Here is a 17,274-nt window from a genome sequence, read left to right as displayed (position 1 = left end):
AAAAGATCTCGTTTTCACGAGATCTTTTTTCTTTAGTAAGCGATCGTTTCCTTCAGGAAGGTTCCTTGTTCAAGTTCTAAGAACGCTTGCTTGAGTTCCTCATTCGTATTCATGACAATCGGTCCACCCCAACGAACAGGCTCCTTTAGAGCAGTCGATGAAAGGAAGAGTACCTGAGCTCCCTTCTTTGAGGAAATGGTGATCGTATCACCTTCTGTAAGAAGGACAGCCGACTTCGCATCAACATGTTCTTCATTGACTTCCATCTCACCGTCTAAGGTAAAGAGAATCGCTGTATTTTGAGGGTCTACCTCAAAGGTAAAGGAAGCGTTCTCTTCTAAATGAATGTCGTAGTAATCAAGCGGTAGATACGATGGCGTAAATCCTTCTGTCTCTTCGTAGCTACCCGTTAAGACACGGAGGTATCCTCCTTCAAAGGGAACCTCTGGAATCTCCTTATTCTTTACACTCACATACTTCGGCGGGCACATCTTATCCTTTTGAGGTAAGTTGAGCCAGAGCTGAACGCCTAGAAGTCTTTCACTTTCTGGCATCATCTCTTCGTGCATAATACCGCTTCCTGCCGTCATCCATTGAACCTCACCATCCGAGATGGTATCTTCGTTTCCTAAGCTATCTCTATGTGTCATCGCACCTTTATAGACATAGGAAATGGTTTCAATGCCACGGTGTGGATGAAGAGGAAAACCTCTTCTATAAGCTTCATAATCGGTGGCATCGAAGCTATCTAACATCAAAATGGGATCAAAATCTTGTACCGTACCGTGACCTAGGACGCGCACCAGTTTTACACCTGCACCGTCTTGAGTGGGAAATCCGTTAATAACACGCTTTATACTTCTTTTCAAAAAATCCTCCTAACAGTACCAGACGATCTTTGCTGGCTTTGGTTCGTTTTCTACAGAGCCGTCTTTAAGAGCCTGTAGCATGAGTTCAGCCTCGTGAAAAGCTTCTTCTTCAAGCTTCTCCCACTTTTCTTCTACCCCAAACTTCTCATAACTTAAAGCGAGCGCACCGTAAAAGACAAGTCCTATGGCATGACGAGCTGAATGGACAGTCGATGCACTCTGTCCGATGGCACGAAAGATGGCTTCAGCGATGGGATCATCTGTATTCCTTGCAGCTTCGTGACAAGCGAGAAAGAGCGGCTTCACTTCAGGAAGCTTCTTTTCTTTTTTAAGCCACGCTCTGGCACCTTCTATGGCTACTTCTGCACACGTCTCTTCTGGAACGTGCTTTTTAAGCACAGGAAGAAGAACTCTTTCTGAATAATCGACGGCCCAATGAGCGAGTGTTTCTTTACTCTGTGTCTCCATCTGCTTCATGATGTCTTGGATCACAGGATGATTGTAATTACTGAGCATTTTTCTTAGCTTCATCTGAACTCCATAGTCTTACTTTATTAAGCCACCCCTTTTCCTCCCAGTACGTTGCATCGTATGGATTGAGCTTTTTACTCATGAGGAACCGGAACAGGGAAAAGAAGAGCTTGGTTCTTAAAGATACCCCTTTTTTCCCATGATTTCTTTTAATTTTTTCAGCGAGCTTTTGAACTCGACATTTTAAGGCCGCTAAACGCTTTTCATCAACCTTGGAAAAATCACTCTCGCGGAGTGCAAAGCTAAGCGTATAGCGGTTTCTAAGACCTAAGTAAAAGAGACTGTCCTGTAGCATCTTGGCACTCGACTTTAATCCAGCCCCGACGGTCGTTAAGACAGCGACACCATCTTTTTTAAACATTCTCTCGTCTGGCCTATGAGCTGATCCATGCATACAGTACACTGGACTCGAAAGGATAATGAGATTACTATCGAAGAGCTTCTCTTTTATCGGTTCCAGGTCCTTCTTATGAGGACAGTACTCCTCTCCTCTAAGAAAACAGGCATTACATCCTATACAAAAAGAACCGAAATCCCTTGGTAAATAGACTTCGGTTGCTTCTTCTCCTAGAGAGTCAAGGAGCATGTCTACGAGCTCATACGTATTTCCTTTGTGGCTCTGACCGTAAATGGCAAGGATCTTCATGCGATCATCCCTTTCTCTCTTCTCTTCTTTTTAATGTCTTCAAGAATCTGCTCGTTCTCTTCAAGGACCACGGCATAGATGAGGTAGTCATCCCAAAGGATGAGTTCCTCCTGGTGAGCGGTAGAAAGGTCTGAGAAATCGTGAATGTAGTTCTTCATACCATTTATTAGCTCAGCCTTTTCATTACCTAAAGCTGTTCTCTGATAGTCGGAGTGCCCCTCGTTATACCCCCGCATCGCAAAAGCCGCAACGATCGGCACGAAGAAGAAGTACGCGAGCGAATAGGAAGCGACGAGGACCACTAAGCTAAAGATTAATACGTCAGGGTTTTGAATGAATACATCTAAGAGTTTTTCGTCACCGATAGTTTGCTCTGAGAGCACTTCAAACTTATTATAAAGCGGTTTATCGAGCCAGAAGTAGAGTCCAACGCCCACGACCATGAGTCCATGGAAGAGACATCCGATGCTCCTTTGCTTCTTCTTTCCTGCTTTTTCAATGTAACCTGCATCAACGGCTTCTCGTTCTGCGATCTCTCTCCACTTCTTTCGGTCGATCTTTTGAAGTCCACCTTCTCTTAAAGCATCTACGATGTAGCGTTCACTCTCCGTTCTCGCTTTTCTCATCTTAAGTTCTAAGATAGAAGCCGAGAGGTCTTTCTCCGTTTCAATCTGCAAGTCTGCGATGAGACTGATCATCGCAGGCGTGAGTCCATGGAGCTTTTCTTTGTAGTAGTCTAGGAATTCGATACCTTTAAAGGTCGCGTTCATCTTCGATTCGTGCTTTAGCTGATCGGAGTAAACTTGTACGACAATGAAAGGGAGTCCCGCGAAAAAGATGCCCCATAGTAAGCTTGCAAAGAGAATGCTTAAGAGCGTATTCAGACTTGGATTTTTAAAGAACACCTGAACATAATGGGCAAAGTGAAGAACAAAGTGGAGTAATCCAAACCCTAAAGGTATGAGCCACTTCACTCTGCTTAAATAGATTGCCCGTTCTAATTGTTTACTCTTGTAGACCTTCTTTTTCTTCATTTATCTTCTTTCTAAAGGTTTTGTTTTCTAGCGTTAAGGAAATAGAAAAGAGGATTTCAACGACGAGCATTACGATAGCAAGGATTAGTGGTGGGAAAAGAAGTCCCACGATGAATCCACCGATCGATCCTATAAAGGAAAAGACTAGATAGCTCTTGGAATTATAGAGCCAGCTAAAAGGTAGTAGGTGACCTCCAAAGATAATGGCATAGATCATGAGCATCTTTTCAGGGTGTGCTGAGAATGCCCAAATGACGATAAGTATGTATAGCATTTGATTCGTACTTAAAATAATTCCAAGTTTCGTTAGCGGGTTGTCCTTGGACTGAAAGTCCACACCGATGGCTCTTGAAATAAAGTATGAGATCGGTACAAGTGGAGCGCTAGCGAAGAAGGTAAAGAAATTCTTCGTTTCAAGAGGTAAATTCGTCAAATGAACGCCCAAAATCAGTGCCCAGATGATGATAGAGGCTAGAATAAAGTGAATTCCCATTTTTTGTCTAAGGATAAGATCCGTTTTCATTTTGTGTAGTTCCATAGTGTCTCCTAGATAATCATTGTTTCTTTGTCATAAAGTGTTTTGAGTCCAAAGTATAAGCTACCGAAGCACGCAAGTGAAACGGAAGCAGAGATTGCGATCATGATTGCAATCTGATACAAAATGGCCGTGTTGGGGACGGCTCCAGCTAAAATTTGCCCCGTCATCATACCGGGAAGCGAAACGATACCCATACCGACCATAGAGTTGATCGTTGGAAGGATAGCCGTTTCTAAAGACCTCTTTAAGAAGGGATGAAGGATTACTTTAGGGTCAGCTCCCACTGCGAGTAGCGCCTGAATCCTCGCACGTTGCCCTTCAAGGCTTTCACGAAAGGTCTTAATGCCTAAGGAAACGCTCGTCATCGAGTTTCCCATGAGCATGCCCGAAAGAGGAATGACGTACTGAGGGTTGGTGATACGCTCTCCGATTACGAGCACCACAAAGTAGATGAGGATCACGATACTTGAGACCCCGATCGAAAGGCCGATGACGCGTTTAAAGCGAACGGACAGGTCCTTGTGGTCTTTTAATACGCGGTGAACGCTAAAGACAATCATCACAAGGACGTAGCTAAAGGTAAAGAGGGGATGGGGATTTTTAAAGATGTAGGTGAGAATGATTCCTGCTAAAACGAGCTGTACTGTCATCTTAAAGCTTGAAAGGAAGAGAACCTTGGTCTTATCGATGCTCGCTTTCTTCATCACGTAGACAACAAAAATCAAAAGCAGGTAGATGAGTAAGAAACGCCAGATTTCAAGCTCCACGTCCACCTCCTAGTTGAATCGAACGGTCTGCAAAGTGCTCTTTCAGGGATTCGTTATGACTTACAACGACAGCACTCGTTTTACTTTCCATTAAGCTCTCTTTAAGCATCGTAAAGAGTTCAAAGGACGTCTTTTCATCGAGCGCAGCGGTTGGCTCATCAAAGAGCAGGACCTTCGGTTTGAGGGAAAGAAAGATGGCTAAAAAGACACGTTGCTTCTCTCCACCCGATAAGACCTTGCAGTCAGCAGTTAAGGGTTGATCTAGCTTTGAAAGGGCTAAAAAGTGTTCCATGATCTCTTTCGATGGAAGAGCGTCTCCTCGTGCACTGTAGTAAAATCGGAAGTTCTCTTCGATGGAGTCTTCTAAAAGAAAGACTTCTTGAGGAACGAGAAGCACTTCTTTACGGTAATCGAGTACTGGAAACTTTGAGATCTCTTCTCCTCTATAGAGAATCGTTCCTGCTTTTGGAAGCAACGTACGATTTAAAAGCCTCAAGTAGGTGCTCTTACCCGAACCACTAGGACCCGTTAGAAAGGTCATGGGAACGTCTTCGATGGTGATTTTAGGATAAACAATATGATCGATCGCATATAAACCAGCGGTTGAGTCAAATAGATTCATTAAACTTCCTATTCTTTACTTAATACTGAGTCAATAAATATAGTGTATGATAAGACCAATTACTTTTTGGAGGACCTATGAATAAGCCCTTTTACAGTAACCGACCACTTCTCGTCTCGATTCTCTATCTCCTACTCCCTCTCGTCTTTGCGACCTCTTCTGGAGTAGCAGCTGTCGTCATGAAGCTCGAAGGGACAGATGTCGTACGAGCACAAATCTTTGCATTTCTTATCGCCGCAAACATTGCTTTCAATCTCATTCATAAGCGTGGTGGCGTTCAAGCTGTCGGCTATCAAAACCTTAAGAATGTAGATCCACTCGTCGTAGTAAGTATCATCATCGCCCTCGCACTCATCGTCTTTAACCTCTCTAAAGGCTTTCGCAGTAACCTATCTGTAGACTACGTTCTCACGCACGCACTCTTCGCCCTCATCGTAGGATTTACAGAAGAATCGATCTTTCGAGGACTCATCTACCGTACCCTTCGCCACAACGGGCTTTTAAAAGCCGTTCTCATCTCGAGCTTTCTCTTTGGCGTAGGTCACTTCTTAAATCTCCTACAAGGAGCAGATCCAATGATGACACTCAATCAAGTGGTCTTTGCCTTCTTCTTTGGCATCACCATGTGTCTCTTTGTCATAAAGACGAGAAGTCTCTACTTTCCGATCGCCTTCCATGCTCTTCATAACTACTCAGAGTATCTTCGTGTAGACTTCTCTTCAAACGTCGAAGTTTTTCATGGGATCGTCTACATTATTGGCTTTATCGTGATCTCCATCATCCTCTTTATAAGCTTAAAGCCAGAGGATAAAAAAGCCGTTCTCATTAACGAGTAAGCTCCTCTAAGAGCTTTACACCCATGACGGTCGCAGGAACGCGATCGTTCGGTGCAAGGTTCGAAAGGATCACAACGGCAACTCCCTTTTCTTTATTGAATCCAAGGTAACTGTTGTAATCACCCGTGGCACCATTGTGAAAGATGGTGCCATTTTTCGTATCCTTCATCCAAGCGCTTGCCGCTTCATTCATGTGAATACCGAGAAACTCAAAGCGAGGAAAGGATTCCTTTACGACATGGAGCGTCTCATGGTGTGAAGCCATCGAAGGATCCGTCAACTGAAGTTCAGCGTAGCGGAGCATGTCGCTAATCGTTGAGAGAATATCTCCTGCTGAGCGGTAAGCGTCATTTTCTTCCCACTCCCACGTTCTTCCAAGGTCACTCGCTTTTCTCATGACGGAATGGGTCATTCCAAGGCTCTTTAGATACTCATTCATAATCTCTTCATAGGGCTTTTCGTAGACCTTTTCTAAAATGAGTCCAAGCGTTGCATAGCCAAAGTTCGAATAGAGAAAGGGATGTTCCTTATCATATACTGAGACCTTCTTTAAGCGAGAAAGAGTCATCTCTTTATCGATTCCACGGAAGCTATTTCCACCGAAGATGAAATTTCTGACCATCGGCCACTCAAAGTAATAGCCGTTATATCCTGAAGTATGGGTGAGGAGCTCTTTGATGGTCGGTGTCTTTCCTTCAAACCCCAAGATCTCACCTACGGTATCGTCGAGGTTTAAATTTCCCTGATCCATGCTATCCCTAATGAGACCACCTGTAAATGTCTTTGTGATGGATCCGATCTCATAGAGATGTTCCTTCTTTTCTAGCTCTTTCGCGTCTTTTCCATAGACGGTAAAGTCGCTATGTCCATCTTTCACGATACCAACCGTGATGACCGCGCGTTCGTTATCCTTGGTCGTAGCGAAAAGCGTCTCTTGAAAGCTCATGGGAGCGAGCTTCTTCAGCTGTTCTTCACCTTTATACTGTAAGTAAAAGAGGACTCCTGCACCAATAACCGCGATGACGAGAAGGCCTAAGAGGATGTATTTAAGAACACGTTTTTTCATAAGTCCCTCCTTCAGAATAATCCTATTCTACAGGACGAATGTTAAGTGGATATAAAAAAACCCAAGCTTTCGCTTGGGTTTTTCATGTTAGATCTTCATTGCGGCTTCGTATGCGCCCCAGATAACCTTTCTGAGGTTTCCGATTCCATTACAGTCACCGACGAGGTAGACATTCTTTCCACCCTCTACGAGAGGTGTTGGAATGTAACCAGCGGAGCTGATGACAGAATCACATGGGATTTCGACTTCTTTGCCGTCTAGTTGTGATACGACGATGGATCCGTCTTTCACTTCTTTTAGAACAGAATCGAGGTATACTGGAACCTTGTGATATTCAAAGTATTCTCTTAAGTAGGAGCTATTTGCTAAGCAGACACCCGTTTGACTTACGAGGTCGTCTTTCATCTCGACGATGATCGGTTTCTTTCCTAAGAGGTGGAGTTCGTAAGCAATTTCACTACCTGTTAAACCACCACCGATGACAGCAACCGTTTCACCGACTTCTTTACCATTTAAGAACTCACAAGCTTCTACCATCTTCTCGTGTCCAGGAACTTTCTTAAGGATACGTGGTGTAGATCCTGTAGCTACGATGATCGGGCTATTGCCAAATTGTGCGATGTCTTTAACTTCTGTATTGAAGTGGATCTCGATACCGAGCTTATCCATTTCTCTTCTATACCATGCGAGGAGATCTCTTAGTTTTCCCTTGTAGCTTTCAGCACTTGCAGGAATGAAAGTACCACCTAGAACGTCAGCCTTTTCATAGATCACTGGCTCATGTCCTCTGAGCTTTAATACACGAGCGGCTTCCATACCACCGATACCACCACCGATGATGGCTACACGCTTTGGATTCTTCGTTGGCTTAATGTAGTGCTTGCTCCATTGCATGGTCTCAGCATTGACTGCACAACGCGCAAGACCGAGACTGTCTGTGAGCTTCTGATCGTTCGGTACGCCCTTGTAGTGACACATGTTGAAGCAGCCGTTGTGACAGAGGATACATGGACGGATGTCTTCTTCTTGGCCATTCATGAGCTTTGTGATCCACTCTGGGTCTGCTAGGAAGTTTCTCGCAAAGCCTGCTCCGTCGAGCTTTCCTTCAGCGATAGATTTAGCAGCAACGCGTGGATCCATACGACCAGCACTTACGACTGGAATATCGACAAACTGTTTGATGTGCTCGACATCAGCGAGGTTACAGTTTTCTGGCATGTATACAGGTGGATGTGCCCAGTACCATGAGTCATACGTACCGTTGTCGCAGTTTAGCATGTCATAGCCAGCGTCTTGTAGGTACTTAACAGCCTTTTCTGACTCAGCCATGTCACGACCAGCTTCGACGAATTCTTCTCCTGGAATAGCACCTTGGCGGAATCCCTTGGTCTTAGAAACGACACTGTAACGAAGGGAAACTGGGAAGTCTTGACCGCATTCGCGCTTGATCGCTTGAACGATCTCTACTGGGAAACGATAGCGGTTTTCAAAGCTTCCACCGTATTCGTCGGTACGCTTGTTGACGTATGGAAGTGTAAATTGGTCTAGTAGGTAGCCTTCGTGAACTGCGTGAACTTCTACGCCGTCTACGCCAGCTTTCTTTAGAAGCTTCGCTGTCTTTGCAAAAGCCTCTACGTATTCGTGAATCTCTTCAACCGTTAGTTCACGGGAAGGAACGACATCACTCCAGCGGTTCGGTGAAGGAGATGCTGTCGCTGTGATCTTATCGAGGTCCATAAAGGGCTTTGAAAGAACGCGAAGAAGTTTATTGGTGTAGAGCTTCTCCATCAAGGGGCTGATCGTAAAGGAACGACCAAATCCTGCTGTCAATTGAACGAAGAGCTTAGCACCGGTCTTATGGAAGTCTAAGAGCCAGTCTGCTAGATCGTCAAACATCTTTTCGTTCTTATAGAGCCATTGACCGAACATGGGGTTATATACAGGTTGGCATCCAGGAAGGATGAGGCCACAGTTGTTCTTTGCTGCTTCCATCATCATCTTAGCGCCAACTTTATCGAAGTGGTGAATTTCCATCCAGCCTAGAAGGTTGGTACCACCCATGGAAGTCATAACGAAGCGGTTTTTGATCTCTACGTTACCGATTTTCCAGGGGGTAAATAGCGGTTCAAGGCTCTTATCTAGTTCTTTTGCCATCTGGTTTTTCTCCTTTACTAGATACGTCTGTCGCGCACTTGAGCGTCATAGTGACGGTTCAAGACGGGACGAATGACACGGTAGATTAATTTGTTATCAAGGTTGAACATGTAAATGGTAAAGGTCGAGACGAAAAAGAGCGCTCCAATAAATAATAATTTATTGAAGAGTCGTAGGATTCGAAGACCCACACAAGGTTTCTTTTTGGTTACTTTTTTCATCGTTTTCTCCTTACCAAGCCAATGAGTCGTCAAAGTCTACGAGTGTCGGGTCGAGTGGTTCTTCACCAAGCACAACCGACATGTATGTATTGATCGTCTTTCTCATGTCACGACGTGAAATCGTACGACTGTCTTCTAGGTCTTGTGGCAAGAGCACAAACTTCATACCGTGCTTTTCTGCTTGTTCTTCTAGAAGTGAGAGAACGCCGTTCATACCCTTACATGCGACGTTTTCATTACAGATGACCATGTCGCAGTTAAGGCGTTTTGCCCATTCCCAAACGGCATTGACGTTATCCCATCCGCCGACTGCATGGTGACGCATAACGCCTTTTTCAGAAAGCTTAGCAACACCCGTGAGTGCTTCTTCAGGGTTCTCCGTGCTAATGATGTTATGTCCCATGGTGGAGTCCATGTTTAGGACGATGGTAACGCCCCAGCAGTTTTGAATCCAAGTTGGGAAGTCTGCATAGTAAGGTGCAGAGGGTCCCCATAGGAATGCACGGTAACGCGTCTTACCTTTAAAGGGGAGATATTTATTACTTGCGGCATTTCGCATGATCTCAAGGACTTTTTTATCGTACTTATTGAACTTACCATCGTTACCATTGACGAGTGCCCATTCAATGAGCTTATAGACAGAAGCTTGTGCACCTGTAGCGGGTGAATAAGGCGTAGCCATGATCTCCCACTTTTCGAGTTCTGTGCGGCTCACATCGTTCATACGTTCGATCGACTCATAGAGTGCATCCCAATCGTACTTCACGTTGTAGACTTCTTCGATCTTTTCGATCGCTTGCTTTAGCTCTTCACGGGAGTAGGCATTGCCGTTTTCCGTATTGTGCTGCATGGCAAAGACGAACGGATAGTCGATGAGTCCTTTGGAGTGGAAACGACGACGTTGGAACATCGAGGTTGCTTCAGAGGCATTACAAGGTTGGTTCGTGGAGATGACCATCTTACCGAAGATCGGGAAGGCATCGTCAAAGGTAACGCCTGTTTCAGCTGAACAGCGTGAGCAGACGTCTGCAGGTAAGCCGTAGCTTTCTGCGATGTCGATGTAGTGAGGCATCAAATGCTGGTCTACTTCACAGATGACAAATTCTGGAAGTGACTGCATGGGTTCTGGTCTTAGCGTTGGGAATCCTGCCATAAAGAGTGGAGGAATCGTTTCATCTAAACCGACCATGTTATCTGTCATCGGTCCACCACCTAAGCGGCGGTCGTTTCCTAAGATGCTTGCAATTTTCTTTGTAAGTTCATAGACGATAGCGTTTGAATGGAGGTGAGCAACCTTTAGCTCTTCTCCACGGAAGCCTTCAAAGAGACGGTCTAAGAAAGCGAAGGAACCGAGGTAGCTTCCTACCCAGCGATACTCAAAAAGTCCCTTCGTAAACTTCACAGGGATCTTTGCAAACATCGCTCCCATCATACCGACCGTTCTTAACCAAGCGACGTAATCACTTAAGGTATCCTTGGTGCCACGCCACTCACGATAAGCTGCAATACCGGTATTGTCTTTGTAGCGAGAACGCTGGCCACCTTGACCATTCTCTGCTCTCCAGATGGGGTCAAAGCGTTGAAGACTCTTATCGATTTTTTGAATCACTTTGTCAACTAGCTTCATTTCCCATTCCTCTCATTCGAAATTTCTTTAAGCTGTAAAGCTTCTACAAAGGCTTGAATTCTCGTACGAAGCTGTCCAGCGGAAGCAAGCGTATATTCCTTCTCAATTTGACACGTTGGAATACCGCGCTCGTTTGTCAATACGTGTGAAGCGAGCACTTTCTCGTAGCTCCAGAATTCACAGAACTTCATGCTCTGAACGATGACTCCACCTGCCTTGTATTCTTTAACGAGGTTTTCTATGACGTCATGACGTTGATCGATCTTTGAACCTGTCATGTAGCGTGGACAGAGGCACGTCTCGACGTAGTGACGACTGATGGCATCCATCGGTGTCTCACCGTCTTTCACTTCGATGTGCTCACGTCCAGGAACGGAACCAAAGCAGTAGCGGTCTGCTACGACTAAAGCACCACAGAGCTCGACGAGCTTTGTAAATTCAGGGTCATCAATCTCAGAACCTGCGATGACGACACGTGCTTTAAAGGTAGGAGTTTTGTCTGGCTCTCGCACTTTAAGCTCTTCTAGTGTTTCTTTTAGAAGAGGTAGGATGAGCCTGTGTGGGCACACTTGTGTAACGAGCTGAATGACATGGAACTCGTAGCCTGTAATGGGTGGATTATCGAGCTTTCTAAAGTCACCGATCTCACGAATTACGCGGGAGAGTTCATTGTGAAGGTCGATCGCTTTGAGCATCGCCTTATCAGACGTATCGATACCACGCTTCTTGAGTTCATCGACGACCTTGTCTTGAAGCTCTTTCTTGTAATAAGCGATCGCTGCTTCGTCATCTTTAAGCGGTGCATCGATGATGGTCGTAAAGAAGTCTTTATTCTTTACAGGCTTAATGAGCTCAAAGTGCTCTTCCATGCGCTCCATCGCCGAACAAGCTTCTGCACCAAAGAGTGCCGTTAGATAGTTATACGCTCCACTCACGGCATAATCTAGGATTGCACGTGTGTAGGGGCAGTTACGGTTTGTTAAGTAATAGTCGCCAATTTCCGTTGACGTTGAATTCGGTGCTCTGAGGCGTGAGGAGAAGCATCCAGGAAGATTTAAAAGAGTCTCCGGAATATAATAGCAGTTATAACCTAATGCAATGTCTCCATTATCTATCGCCTTTTGCACGAGTTCATTTTTCGCTTCTTCAAGAAGCCTCTCAAAGTAAATGAAATGACTTAATGCTTTCACAGGATTACCGCCTTTTCAGTGTTATTTTGATTCTTCAAGGTGGATTTCATTGTGGATCATATCGACGCGTAAAATCTTTCCTTTTTTCTGAAACTGTGCTCCAAAGAGATCCGTAAAGACGTAGTTATCGTCCGCTGTTTGATGGACCGTCTGAATGTCTTTACAAAAGAGCGTTCTCTTCTCATCTTCTACGACAAAGACTTGAGATAAGCACATATTAGGCCTCGATTGAAAGGGCTTTTGCGAGTTTTTCGTTCGCTTCACGATAAAGCGCTACGGCTTCATCGATCACTTGTTTCATTTCGCCCTCAAAAAATCCACTCAGTTCTTCAAGCTCTTTTACATGAGATTCATTATGCTCTGCCATGTACTTGAGCTTCAGGCGTGCTTTATCACCACTTTCAATTTGAATCGCTTCATGGTGATGATGGTGATGGTGCCCACAGTGGCAATGTTCATCATGCATTGGACGAGCCTCCTTTTACTTTACTCATGTGCATCTCGCGAAGTCCATCGACCGTGTCGCACACTGGCTTCATGGAACACTTGGAACAATCTGCGATGAGCCCATCTAAAATTTCTGTAAGTGCTTTCGTCACTTCATGAACCGACTCAACATTTTTCTTTAATGGAGAAAGATCTTTGTAGCCGGTTGCGAAGATCAGACGAACGCGCTTGACCTTAGGATTTTCCTTGTACTTATTGATATAGCTATTACCTACTTCAAAGAAGTTGATGTTAGCATTTTTTGCTGCCTTACTGACGCGAACCTTTTCTTGGTTGCTCTCACTGGAAACGCGCACCATATAACCTTCAGGGTGCACGTTGTAGCGAATGAAGTCCAGTTGCTTGATCATGTTGTAGGACTCTTCTTCGTTTTGTTCAGTATCGTCTACGAGAAGAATGGCCATACGTACAAACGATGTGTCAGAACTGATGCGTTCGAGCGGTTGACCGTAAACGACAATTTCATCGGCTGGAACGAATTCTCCGTTCGAAGTCACATAAGTGCAGTTTACGGATGGATAATCTCCTCCCCCGAGCTCAAAGGCGGCATCTCTCGAAAGTACGAGCTCGCTGTGGCCAAGCTCCTTCCAAGACTGTTTTTCAGAATAAGGATGAGTGGTGTGCTCATCCTTACCGAAAAACGATAGCATCTCTTGAATCAATGTATCAAAGAGTTTCATTAGAACTTAATGTCAGCTTTCTTACGATCAAAGACGTTATTGACGAGGCGATAGACTCCCGTTAAGAGCTTTTGATCGAGGTTCCAGAAATAGACGATGAACAAAATCCCTACGACCTTCGCGAGCACAAGGAAGATCTTGAGGAGAGTTTTGCAAAGTTTTTTCATGTCTTAGTTCCTTTCTATTGGGCTTTCTGACGTGCGAATTCTGCAGCTCCCAATGCACCCATGAGTTGTGGGTCTGTCTTTAAGTCTACGACTTTAATCTTTAGAACTTGTTCGATCGCTTGCTTTAATCCAGCATTCTTAGCGCATCCACCAGAAAGTGTAATGCTGTCTACTGCTCCAGCTTTTTTCGCCATGACGAAGCAGCGTTTAGCTACTGCCATTTGAATACCAGCTGCGATCTCATCCATAGGCTTACCTTCACCTACGAGTGTAATAACTTCACTTTCAGCAAATACGGTGCATTGTGCTGTAATCGGAATGATGTTCTTAGCGCCTAAGGAGAGCTTTGAGAATTCATCAAGGGATAATTCAAAGCTACGAGCCATGGCTTCGAAGAAACGACCTGTACCAGCAGCACACTTGTCGTTCATAGCGAAGTTCTTAACGGTTCCGTCTGTATCGATTGCGATACCCTTGACGTCTTGACCACCGATATCGATGATTGCTTTGACTTGAGGATCGGTTACGTGTACGCCCATAGCGTGGCAGGAAATCTCAGAGATGTTTTCATCTGCAAAAGGAACTTTATTACGGCCATAACCTGTACCGATTAAGTATGCGAGATCCTTTTCGCTCTTAAGACCAGCTTTTTCAAGTACTTCTTGCATTGCTTGACGAGCTGATTCTTCCGCTACGATCTTACTTTTAATCGTTGTATGAGCTACGATTTTTCCAGCTTCATCTAAGATGACAGCCTTTGTATAAGTTGATCCTACGTCACATCCACCAAAATATTTCATTTTCTACTCCTTAAAAAATTTTAAAAATTTAGTTTACATCGCGACGTCATCATCAAAGTCGACGAGTGATGGGTCGATGGGTTCTTCGCGCATAACGGTCTTCATATAACTGTTGACGCGTTCACGCATTTCCTTACGAGATACAGTACGTGGGTCCATTAAGTCGTGCTCGATCCAGATGAGACGTACGCCACGTTCACGTGCGCCTTCGTCTAACTTACCTTGTAGTGTTGCCATGTTCTTACATGCAACGTGTTGATACATGATGACGATATCTGGTTTCCAAATTTCAACGTTTCTCCAGAGTTCACTGACGACGTTTTCATAACCACCGTTGGTGTGACGTCTCATAACCATGCGCTCATAGAGTCTCGATAGGTCTCTTAGTGCTTCTTCTGGATCGGTCGTATTCAAGTGCTTCGTAAAGTTCAAGGATTCCATTTCTACGAGCACGTTGATGCCCCAGCAGTTTGCAAGCCAACCAGAGAAGTTTGGATAGTAGTGAGCAGGTACGCTCCATACAATCGCACGGTGACGCATCTTACCAACCCAAGCTTCTTCTTTACGCTCATAAGCTTTGGTCATGAGCTTGTCGACCTTTTGAGCTGTCTTTAGTAGACGTGGGTCGTTACCGCCGTCCATCTCATAGCTGAACTTACGGAAGAGTTCGTACATGGGTCCTATGAGCTGTGGATTTGGCGTCTGGTTCATCTCCCACTTTCTAAGTTCAAAGTCGGTCTCTTGGTTGAAGCGATCCATTGCCTTAAAGTAAGCATCCCAGTCCCACTTAGCGCCTGTATGCTTTTCAATGAACTTGATACAAGCTTTGACGTCTTCTACTGCGCTATCTAAGATCGATTCGTCTTCATAGCGAACAGGGAAGGTCAAGTGGAAGGTTGGAAGGTCTTTATAACGACGTGATGTATAGCTAGAAGCCATGACGCTACCGTCACAAGGCATGGAGCTACTAATGAAGCATGCGCCCATGTGTGGAAGAGCGTCGATGACGCAAGCACCAGCTTCTGAGGTAGGAACCGGGCAAGTGTCAGAAGGAAGACCATAGGCTTCGACGGCATCGATGTATGGGATGCAGACGTTTTGGTCAACTTCAGAAACTAAGAATACTGGTAGTAGTTGATAAGGAATACCTAAAAGGGTCGGGAAACCTGCCATAAGCTGTCCCATGGTCATCTCGTCGAAGAGTACGATGCGGTTACTTAGATCGACAGAGTTACCATTTTTACGGTCAGATTTCATGAGGAACACGAGGTTTTCAGCAACGTAGCGGAAAATACCATATGTAAGCTCTTGGTGCATCTTGAGTTGTGTTCCACGAAGACCTTGTAAGCTCTTATCCATGAAGGAGTGACAGCAGAAGTAGGAAACCATCCAGCGATAGTGGAAGAGTCCGTTCATAGCAGGAATGAGGTCTTTACTAAAGGTTGTAAGGAGCATTCCCCAGATTCTTGCCCAGCCGTAGAAGTCTACAGCAGTGTCTCGAATACCACGCCACTCTCTACGAACAGTTGCCATCTTTCCCGTTTTATAGAGCTTACCGAGGCGCTTCTCACCGTTAAGTAAGAGGTCCTTTCGCTCTGCTGGTGTCATGTTCTTTACAGCGATGGCTTCGTCTTTAATACGTTTGGCTGTATCTTTTAGGTCTTCTAAGAAGCCTTTACCAACGTCTTTCCAGTTGGTTTCTTTTGCAAGATCGAGGGTGATCGAAAAGAATTCCTTGAGGTTTTCTCCCTGAACCTTCCAATCGATGTTGTCTTTTTTACGGTAAAATTTTGGATGCGGATACTTATTCGCCATTACTTGGTTCCTCCTTTACCAGACTGAATTCTCTTAATTTCTAGAGCTTCTACGAAAGCCTGGAAGCGTGTACGAAGCTGTCCGGAGCTTCTCGCACGGTAAGGTCTGTCGATAGAAAGAACTGGCCAGCCGTATTCATCGGTTAGGATGTGGCTTGCAAGTGGTCTTTCAAAGGCCCAGAAGTCACAGAATTTCATTTGTTCATAGATGATACCGTCAGCGTTAAACTCTTTTGCTAAGCGGTCTGCTGTATCACGGCGTTGTTGAACTTTTTCGTCTGCCATGTAGCGAGCACATTCGCTTGTGAGCATGTAGTGACGGCAAATTTGAGTGAGCACGTCTTCTTCGTCGTTAAGCTTAATCTCTTCACGACCAGGGAAGGATCCGTAGCAGTAACGGTCTGCAACGATCATAGCGCCGCACTCTTCGATGAGTTGAATGAGCTCTAGGTCGTCAATTTCAGAACCGACGATAGCTACGCGAGCACGGTACCAAGGTTCCTTATCTGGCTTACGTGTCTTAATCTCTTCGAGTGTCTCTTTAAGATAAGGTAAGATCAGATCGCACGGTGAAGTGTAGCTAACCATGGTAAGAACTGCGAATTCGTAACCAGTGATCGGTGGGTTATCGAGTTTTCTGAATTCACCAATCTCTGTGATCACGCGGCAGAGCTCATTGTGCTTTTCAACAGCTTTTCTGAGTGCTTCGTCAGAAGTGTCTACGCCATACTTTTCGTGGAGTACATCGAGCCAACGTAGTCGAACTTGAGTAACCATAGCTTTTACGCTGTAGTCCTCCACTTTGTAAGGAACGTCTAAGTGCGTTACAAAGAAGTTTGGCTTGTCATTTACGTTCATGGTCTCAATGTGCTCAGCACAGCGGTTCATGGCCGTACATGCATCGACTTCAGCGAGCGCGTCTAAGAACTGATATCCACCTTCGATGGCACGTTCTAAGAGCGCACGTGAAAATTCACACGTGTAGTTCGACATATAATAGGTAGATACGTCGAGGCTACCCGTTCTCGGTGCACGAAGTCTCACAGAAAAACAATTACCTAAGTTCAATACGACCTCAGGCATGTGATAACAAGTCCAGCCAATAGCAAGACCACCGTCTTTTTGTGCTTTTTTGACTAGTTCGTTATCGGGGTTTTCTAGGAGCCCTTCAAAGTAAATCAAATGCTTTAGGTCTTTCACGATTC

Annotated in this window: 20 protein-coding genes; 1 reads left to right on the top strand and 19 read right to left on the bottom strand. The window is 44.9% G+C overall.

What is annotated here, in order from left to right; translation table 11 throughout:
- Nucleotides 1-32: 32 nt before the first annotated feature.
- From ACUB3H_RS05540 to ACUB3H_RS05510, 7 genes are read right to left on the bottom strand one after another with little or no spacing between them, the layout of a single operon-like run.
- Nucleotides 33-869, bottom strand: coding sequence for a pirin family protein (locus ACUB3H_RS05540; protein ID WP_459129667.1), 837 nt, complete (start codon nt 867-869; stop codon nt 33-35).
- 9 nt (nt 870-878) lie between these two features.
- Nucleotides 879-1,400 (bottom strand): putative immunity protein, encoded by a 522-nt coding sequence (locus tag ACUB3H_RS05535; RefSeq protein ID WP_459129666.1) that lies wholly within the window; start codon nt 1,398-1,400, stop codon nt 879-881.
- Nucleotides 1,375-2,046, bottom strand: coding sequence for a flavodoxin family protein (locus ACUB3H_RS05530; RefSeq protein WP_459129665.1), 672 nt, complete (start codon nt 2,044-2,046; stop codon nt 1,375-1,377). The genes ACUB3H_RS05535 and ACUB3H_RS05530 overlap by 26 nt, the downstream gene beginning before the upstream one ends.
- Entirely contained in the window at nt 2,043-3,080 is a 1,038-nt protein-coding gene (locus ACUB3H_RS05525; protein ID WP_459129664.1) for a DUF2207 family protein, read from the bottom strand. Before ACUB3H_RS05525 ends, ACUB3H_RS05530 begins: the two co-directional genes overlap by 4 nt.
- A complete protein-coding gene (locus ACUB3H_RS05520) occupies nt 3,052-3,618 on the bottom strand; it encodes a DUF7010 family protein (protein ID WP_459129663.1) in 567 nt (188 codons plus the stop codon). The genes ACUB3H_RS05525 and ACUB3H_RS05520 overlap by 29 nt, the downstream gene beginning before the upstream one ends.
- Before the next feature lie 8 nt (nt 3,619-3,626).
- On the bottom strand, nt 3,627-4,385 hold the full coding sequence (locus ACUB3H_RS05515) for an ABC transporter permease (protein ID WP_459129662.1): 759 nt from the start codon (nt 4,383-4,385) through the stop codon (nt 3,627-3,629).
- A complete protein-coding gene (locus tag ACUB3H_RS05510) occupies nt 4,375-5,007 on the bottom strand; it encodes an ABC transporter ATP-binding protein (RefSeq protein ID WP_459129661.1) in 633 nt (210 codons plus the stop codon). The genes ACUB3H_RS05515 and ACUB3H_RS05510 overlap by 11 nt, the downstream gene beginning before the upstream one ends.
- 77 nt (nt 5,008-5,084) lie before the next feature.
- Here ACUB3H_RS05510 and ACUB3H_RS05505 point away from each other — a divergent pair, with 77 nt between their 5' ends.
- A complete protein-coding gene (locus ACUB3H_RS05505; RefSeq protein WP_459129660.1) occupies nt 5,085-5,843 on the top strand; it encodes a CPBP family intramembrane glutamic endopeptidase in 759 nt (252 codons plus the stop codon).
- Here ACUB3H_RS05505 and ACUB3H_RS05500 read toward each other — a convergent pair.
- From ACUB3H_RS05500 to ACUB3H_RS05445, 12 genes are all read right to left on the bottom strand, one after another.
- Nucleotides 5,833-6,909, bottom strand: a complete 1,077-nt coding sequence (locus ACUB3H_RS05500) for a serine hydrolase domain-containing protein (RefSeq protein ID WP_459129659.1) — start codon at nt 6,907-6,909, stop codon at nt 5,833-5,835. The genes ACUB3H_RS05505 and ACUB3H_RS05500 overlap by 11 nt on opposite strands.
- Nucleotides 6,910-6,996: 87 nt before the next feature.
- Nucleotides 6,997-9,063, bottom strand: coding sequence for an oxidoreductase (locus ACUB3H_RS05495; protein WP_459129658.1), 2,067 nt, complete (start codon nt 9,061-9,063; stop codon nt 6,997-6,999).
- A gap of 17 nt (nt 9,064-9,080) precedes the next feature.
- Nucleotides 9,081-9,284, bottom strand: a complete 204-nt coding sequence (locus ACUB3H_RS05490) for a hypothetical protein (RefSeq protein WP_459129657.1) — start codon at nt 9,282-9,284, stop codon at nt 9,081-9,083.
- A 10-nt stretch (nt 9,285-9,294) separates the two neighbouring features.
- Complete coding sequence (locus ACUB3H_RS05485) at nt 9,295-10,911, bottom strand: 2-hydroxyacyl-CoA dehydratase family protein (RefSeq protein WP_459129656.1); 1,617 nt, start codon at nt 10,909-10,911, stop codon at nt 9,295-9,297.
- Nucleotides 10,908-12,101, bottom strand: a complete 1,194-nt coding sequence (locus tag ACUB3H_RS05480; RefSeq protein ID WP_459129655.1) for a 2-hydroxyacyl-CoA dehydratase family protein — start codon at nt 12,099-12,101, stop codon at nt 10,908-10,910. The genes ACUB3H_RS05485 and ACUB3H_RS05480 overlap by 4 nt, the downstream gene beginning before the upstream one ends.
- A 21-nt stretch (nt 12,102-12,122) precedes the next feature.
- Complete coding sequence (locus ACUB3H_RS05475; RefSeq protein ID WP_459129654.1) at nt 12,123-12,317, bottom strand: CooT family nickel-binding protein; 195 nt, start codon at nt 12,315-12,317, stop codon at nt 12,123-12,125.
- Nucleotide 12,318: 1 nt separating this feature from the next.
- Complete coding sequence (locus ACUB3H_RS05470; protein WP_459129653.1) at nt 12,319-12,567, bottom strand: hypothetical protein; 249 nt, start codon at nt 12,565-12,567, stop codon at nt 12,319-12,321.
- Nucleotides 12,560-13,288, bottom strand: a complete 729-nt coding sequence (locus ACUB3H_RS05465) for a hypothetical protein (RefSeq protein ID WP_459129652.1) — start codon at nt 13,286-13,288, stop codon at nt 12,560-12,562. Before ACUB3H_RS05465 ends, ACUB3H_RS05470 begins: the two co-directional genes overlap by 8 nt.
- Entirely contained in the window at nt 13,288-13,455 is a 168-nt protein-coding gene (locus tag ACUB3H_RS05460; RefSeq protein ID WP_459129651.1) for a hypothetical protein, read from the bottom strand. Before ACUB3H_RS05460 ends, ACUB3H_RS05465 begins: the two co-directional genes overlap by 1 nt.
- A gap of 14 nt (nt 13,456-13,469) precedes the next feature.
- Complete coding sequence (locus tag ACUB3H_RS05455) at nt 13,470-14,255, bottom strand: acyl-CoA dehydratase activase (RefSeq protein WP_459129650.1); 786 nt, start codon at nt 14,253-14,255, stop codon at nt 13,470-13,472.
- 33 nt (nt 14,256-14,288) lie between these two features.
- A complete protein-coding gene (locus ACUB3H_RS05450; protein ID WP_459129649.1) occupies nt 14,289-16,070 on the bottom strand; it encodes a 2-hydroxyacyl-CoA dehydratase family protein in 1,782 nt (593 codons plus the stop codon).
- Complete coding sequence (locus ACUB3H_RS05445) at nt 16,070-17,269, bottom strand: 2-hydroxyacyl-CoA dehydratase family protein (protein ID WP_459129648.1); 1,200 nt, start codon at nt 17,267-17,269, stop codon at nt 16,070-16,072. Before ACUB3H_RS05445 ends, ACUB3H_RS05450 begins: the two co-directional genes overlap by 1 nt.
- Between the last annotated feature and the right edge of the window lie 5 nt (nt 17,270-17,274).

The organism is Guggenheimella bovis (assembly GCF_054492335.1).
This window is presented reverse-complemented; position numbering and strand designations above follow the sequence as displayed.

Coding starts and splice junctions, on each gene's coding strand:
- ACUB3H_RS05465 (WP_459129652.1), bottom strand. CDS start 13,288: ATGAAACTCTTTGATACATTGATTCAAGAGATGCTATCGTTTTTCGGT.
- ACUB3H_RS05500 (WP_459129659.1), bottom strand. CDS start 6,909: ATGAAAAAACGTGTTCTTAAATACATCCTCTTAGGCCTTCTCGTCATC.
- ACUB3H_RS05475 (WP_459129654.1), bottom strand. CDS start 12,317: ATGTGCTTATCTCAAGTCTTTGTCGTAGAAGATGAGAAGAGAACGCTC.
- ACUB3H_RS05490 (WP_459129657.1), bottom strand. CDS start 9,284: ATGAAAAAAGTAACCAAAAAGAAACCTTGTGTGGGTCTTCGAATCCTA.
- ACUB3H_RS05525 (WP_459129664.1), bottom strand. CDS start 3,080: ATGAAGAAAAAGAAGGTCTACAAGAGTAAACAATTAGAACGGGCAATC.
- ACUB3H_RS05535 (WP_459129666.1), bottom strand. CDS start 1,400: ATGAAGCTAAGAAAAATGCTCAGTAATTACAATCATCCTGTGATCCAA.
- ACUB3H_RS05455 (WP_459129650.1), bottom strand. CDS start 14,255: ATGAAATATTTTGGTGGATGTGACGTAGGATCAACTTATACAAAGGCT.
- ACUB3H_RS05470 (WP_459129653.1), bottom strand. CDS start 12,567: ATGCATGATGAACATTGCCACTGTGGGCACCATCACCATCATCACCAT.
- ACUB3H_RS05530 (WP_459129665.1), bottom strand. CDS start 2,046: ATGAAGATCCTTGCCATTTACGGTCAGAGCCACAAAGGAAATACGTAT.
- ACUB3H_RS05495 (WP_459129658.1), bottom strand. CDS start 9,063: ATGGCAAAAGAACTAGATAAGAGCCTTGAACCGCTATTTACCCCCTGG.
- ACUB3H_RS05510 (WP_459129661.1), bottom strand. CDS start 5,007: ATGAATCTATTTGACTCAACCGCTGGTTTATATGCGATCGATCATATT.
- ACUB3H_RS05460 (WP_459129651.1), bottom strand. CDS start 13,455: ATGAAAAAACTTTGCAAAACTCTCCTCAAGATCTTCCTTGTGCTCGCG.
- ACUB3H_RS05505 (WP_459129660.1), top strand. CDS start 5,085: ATGAATAAGCCCTTTTACAGTAACCGACCACTTCTCGTCTCGATTCTC.
- ACUB3H_RS05450 (WP_459129649.1), bottom strand. CDS start 16,070: ATGGCGAATAAGTATCCGCATCCAAAATTTTACCGTAAAAAAGACAAC.
- ACUB3H_RS05485 (WP_459129656.1), bottom strand. CDS start 10,911: ATGAAGCTAGTTGACAAAGTGATTCAAAAAATCGATAAGAGTCTTCAA.
- ACUB3H_RS05520 (WP_459129663.1), bottom strand. CDS start 3,618: ATGGAACTACACAAAATGAAAACGGATCTTATCCTTAGACAAAAAATG.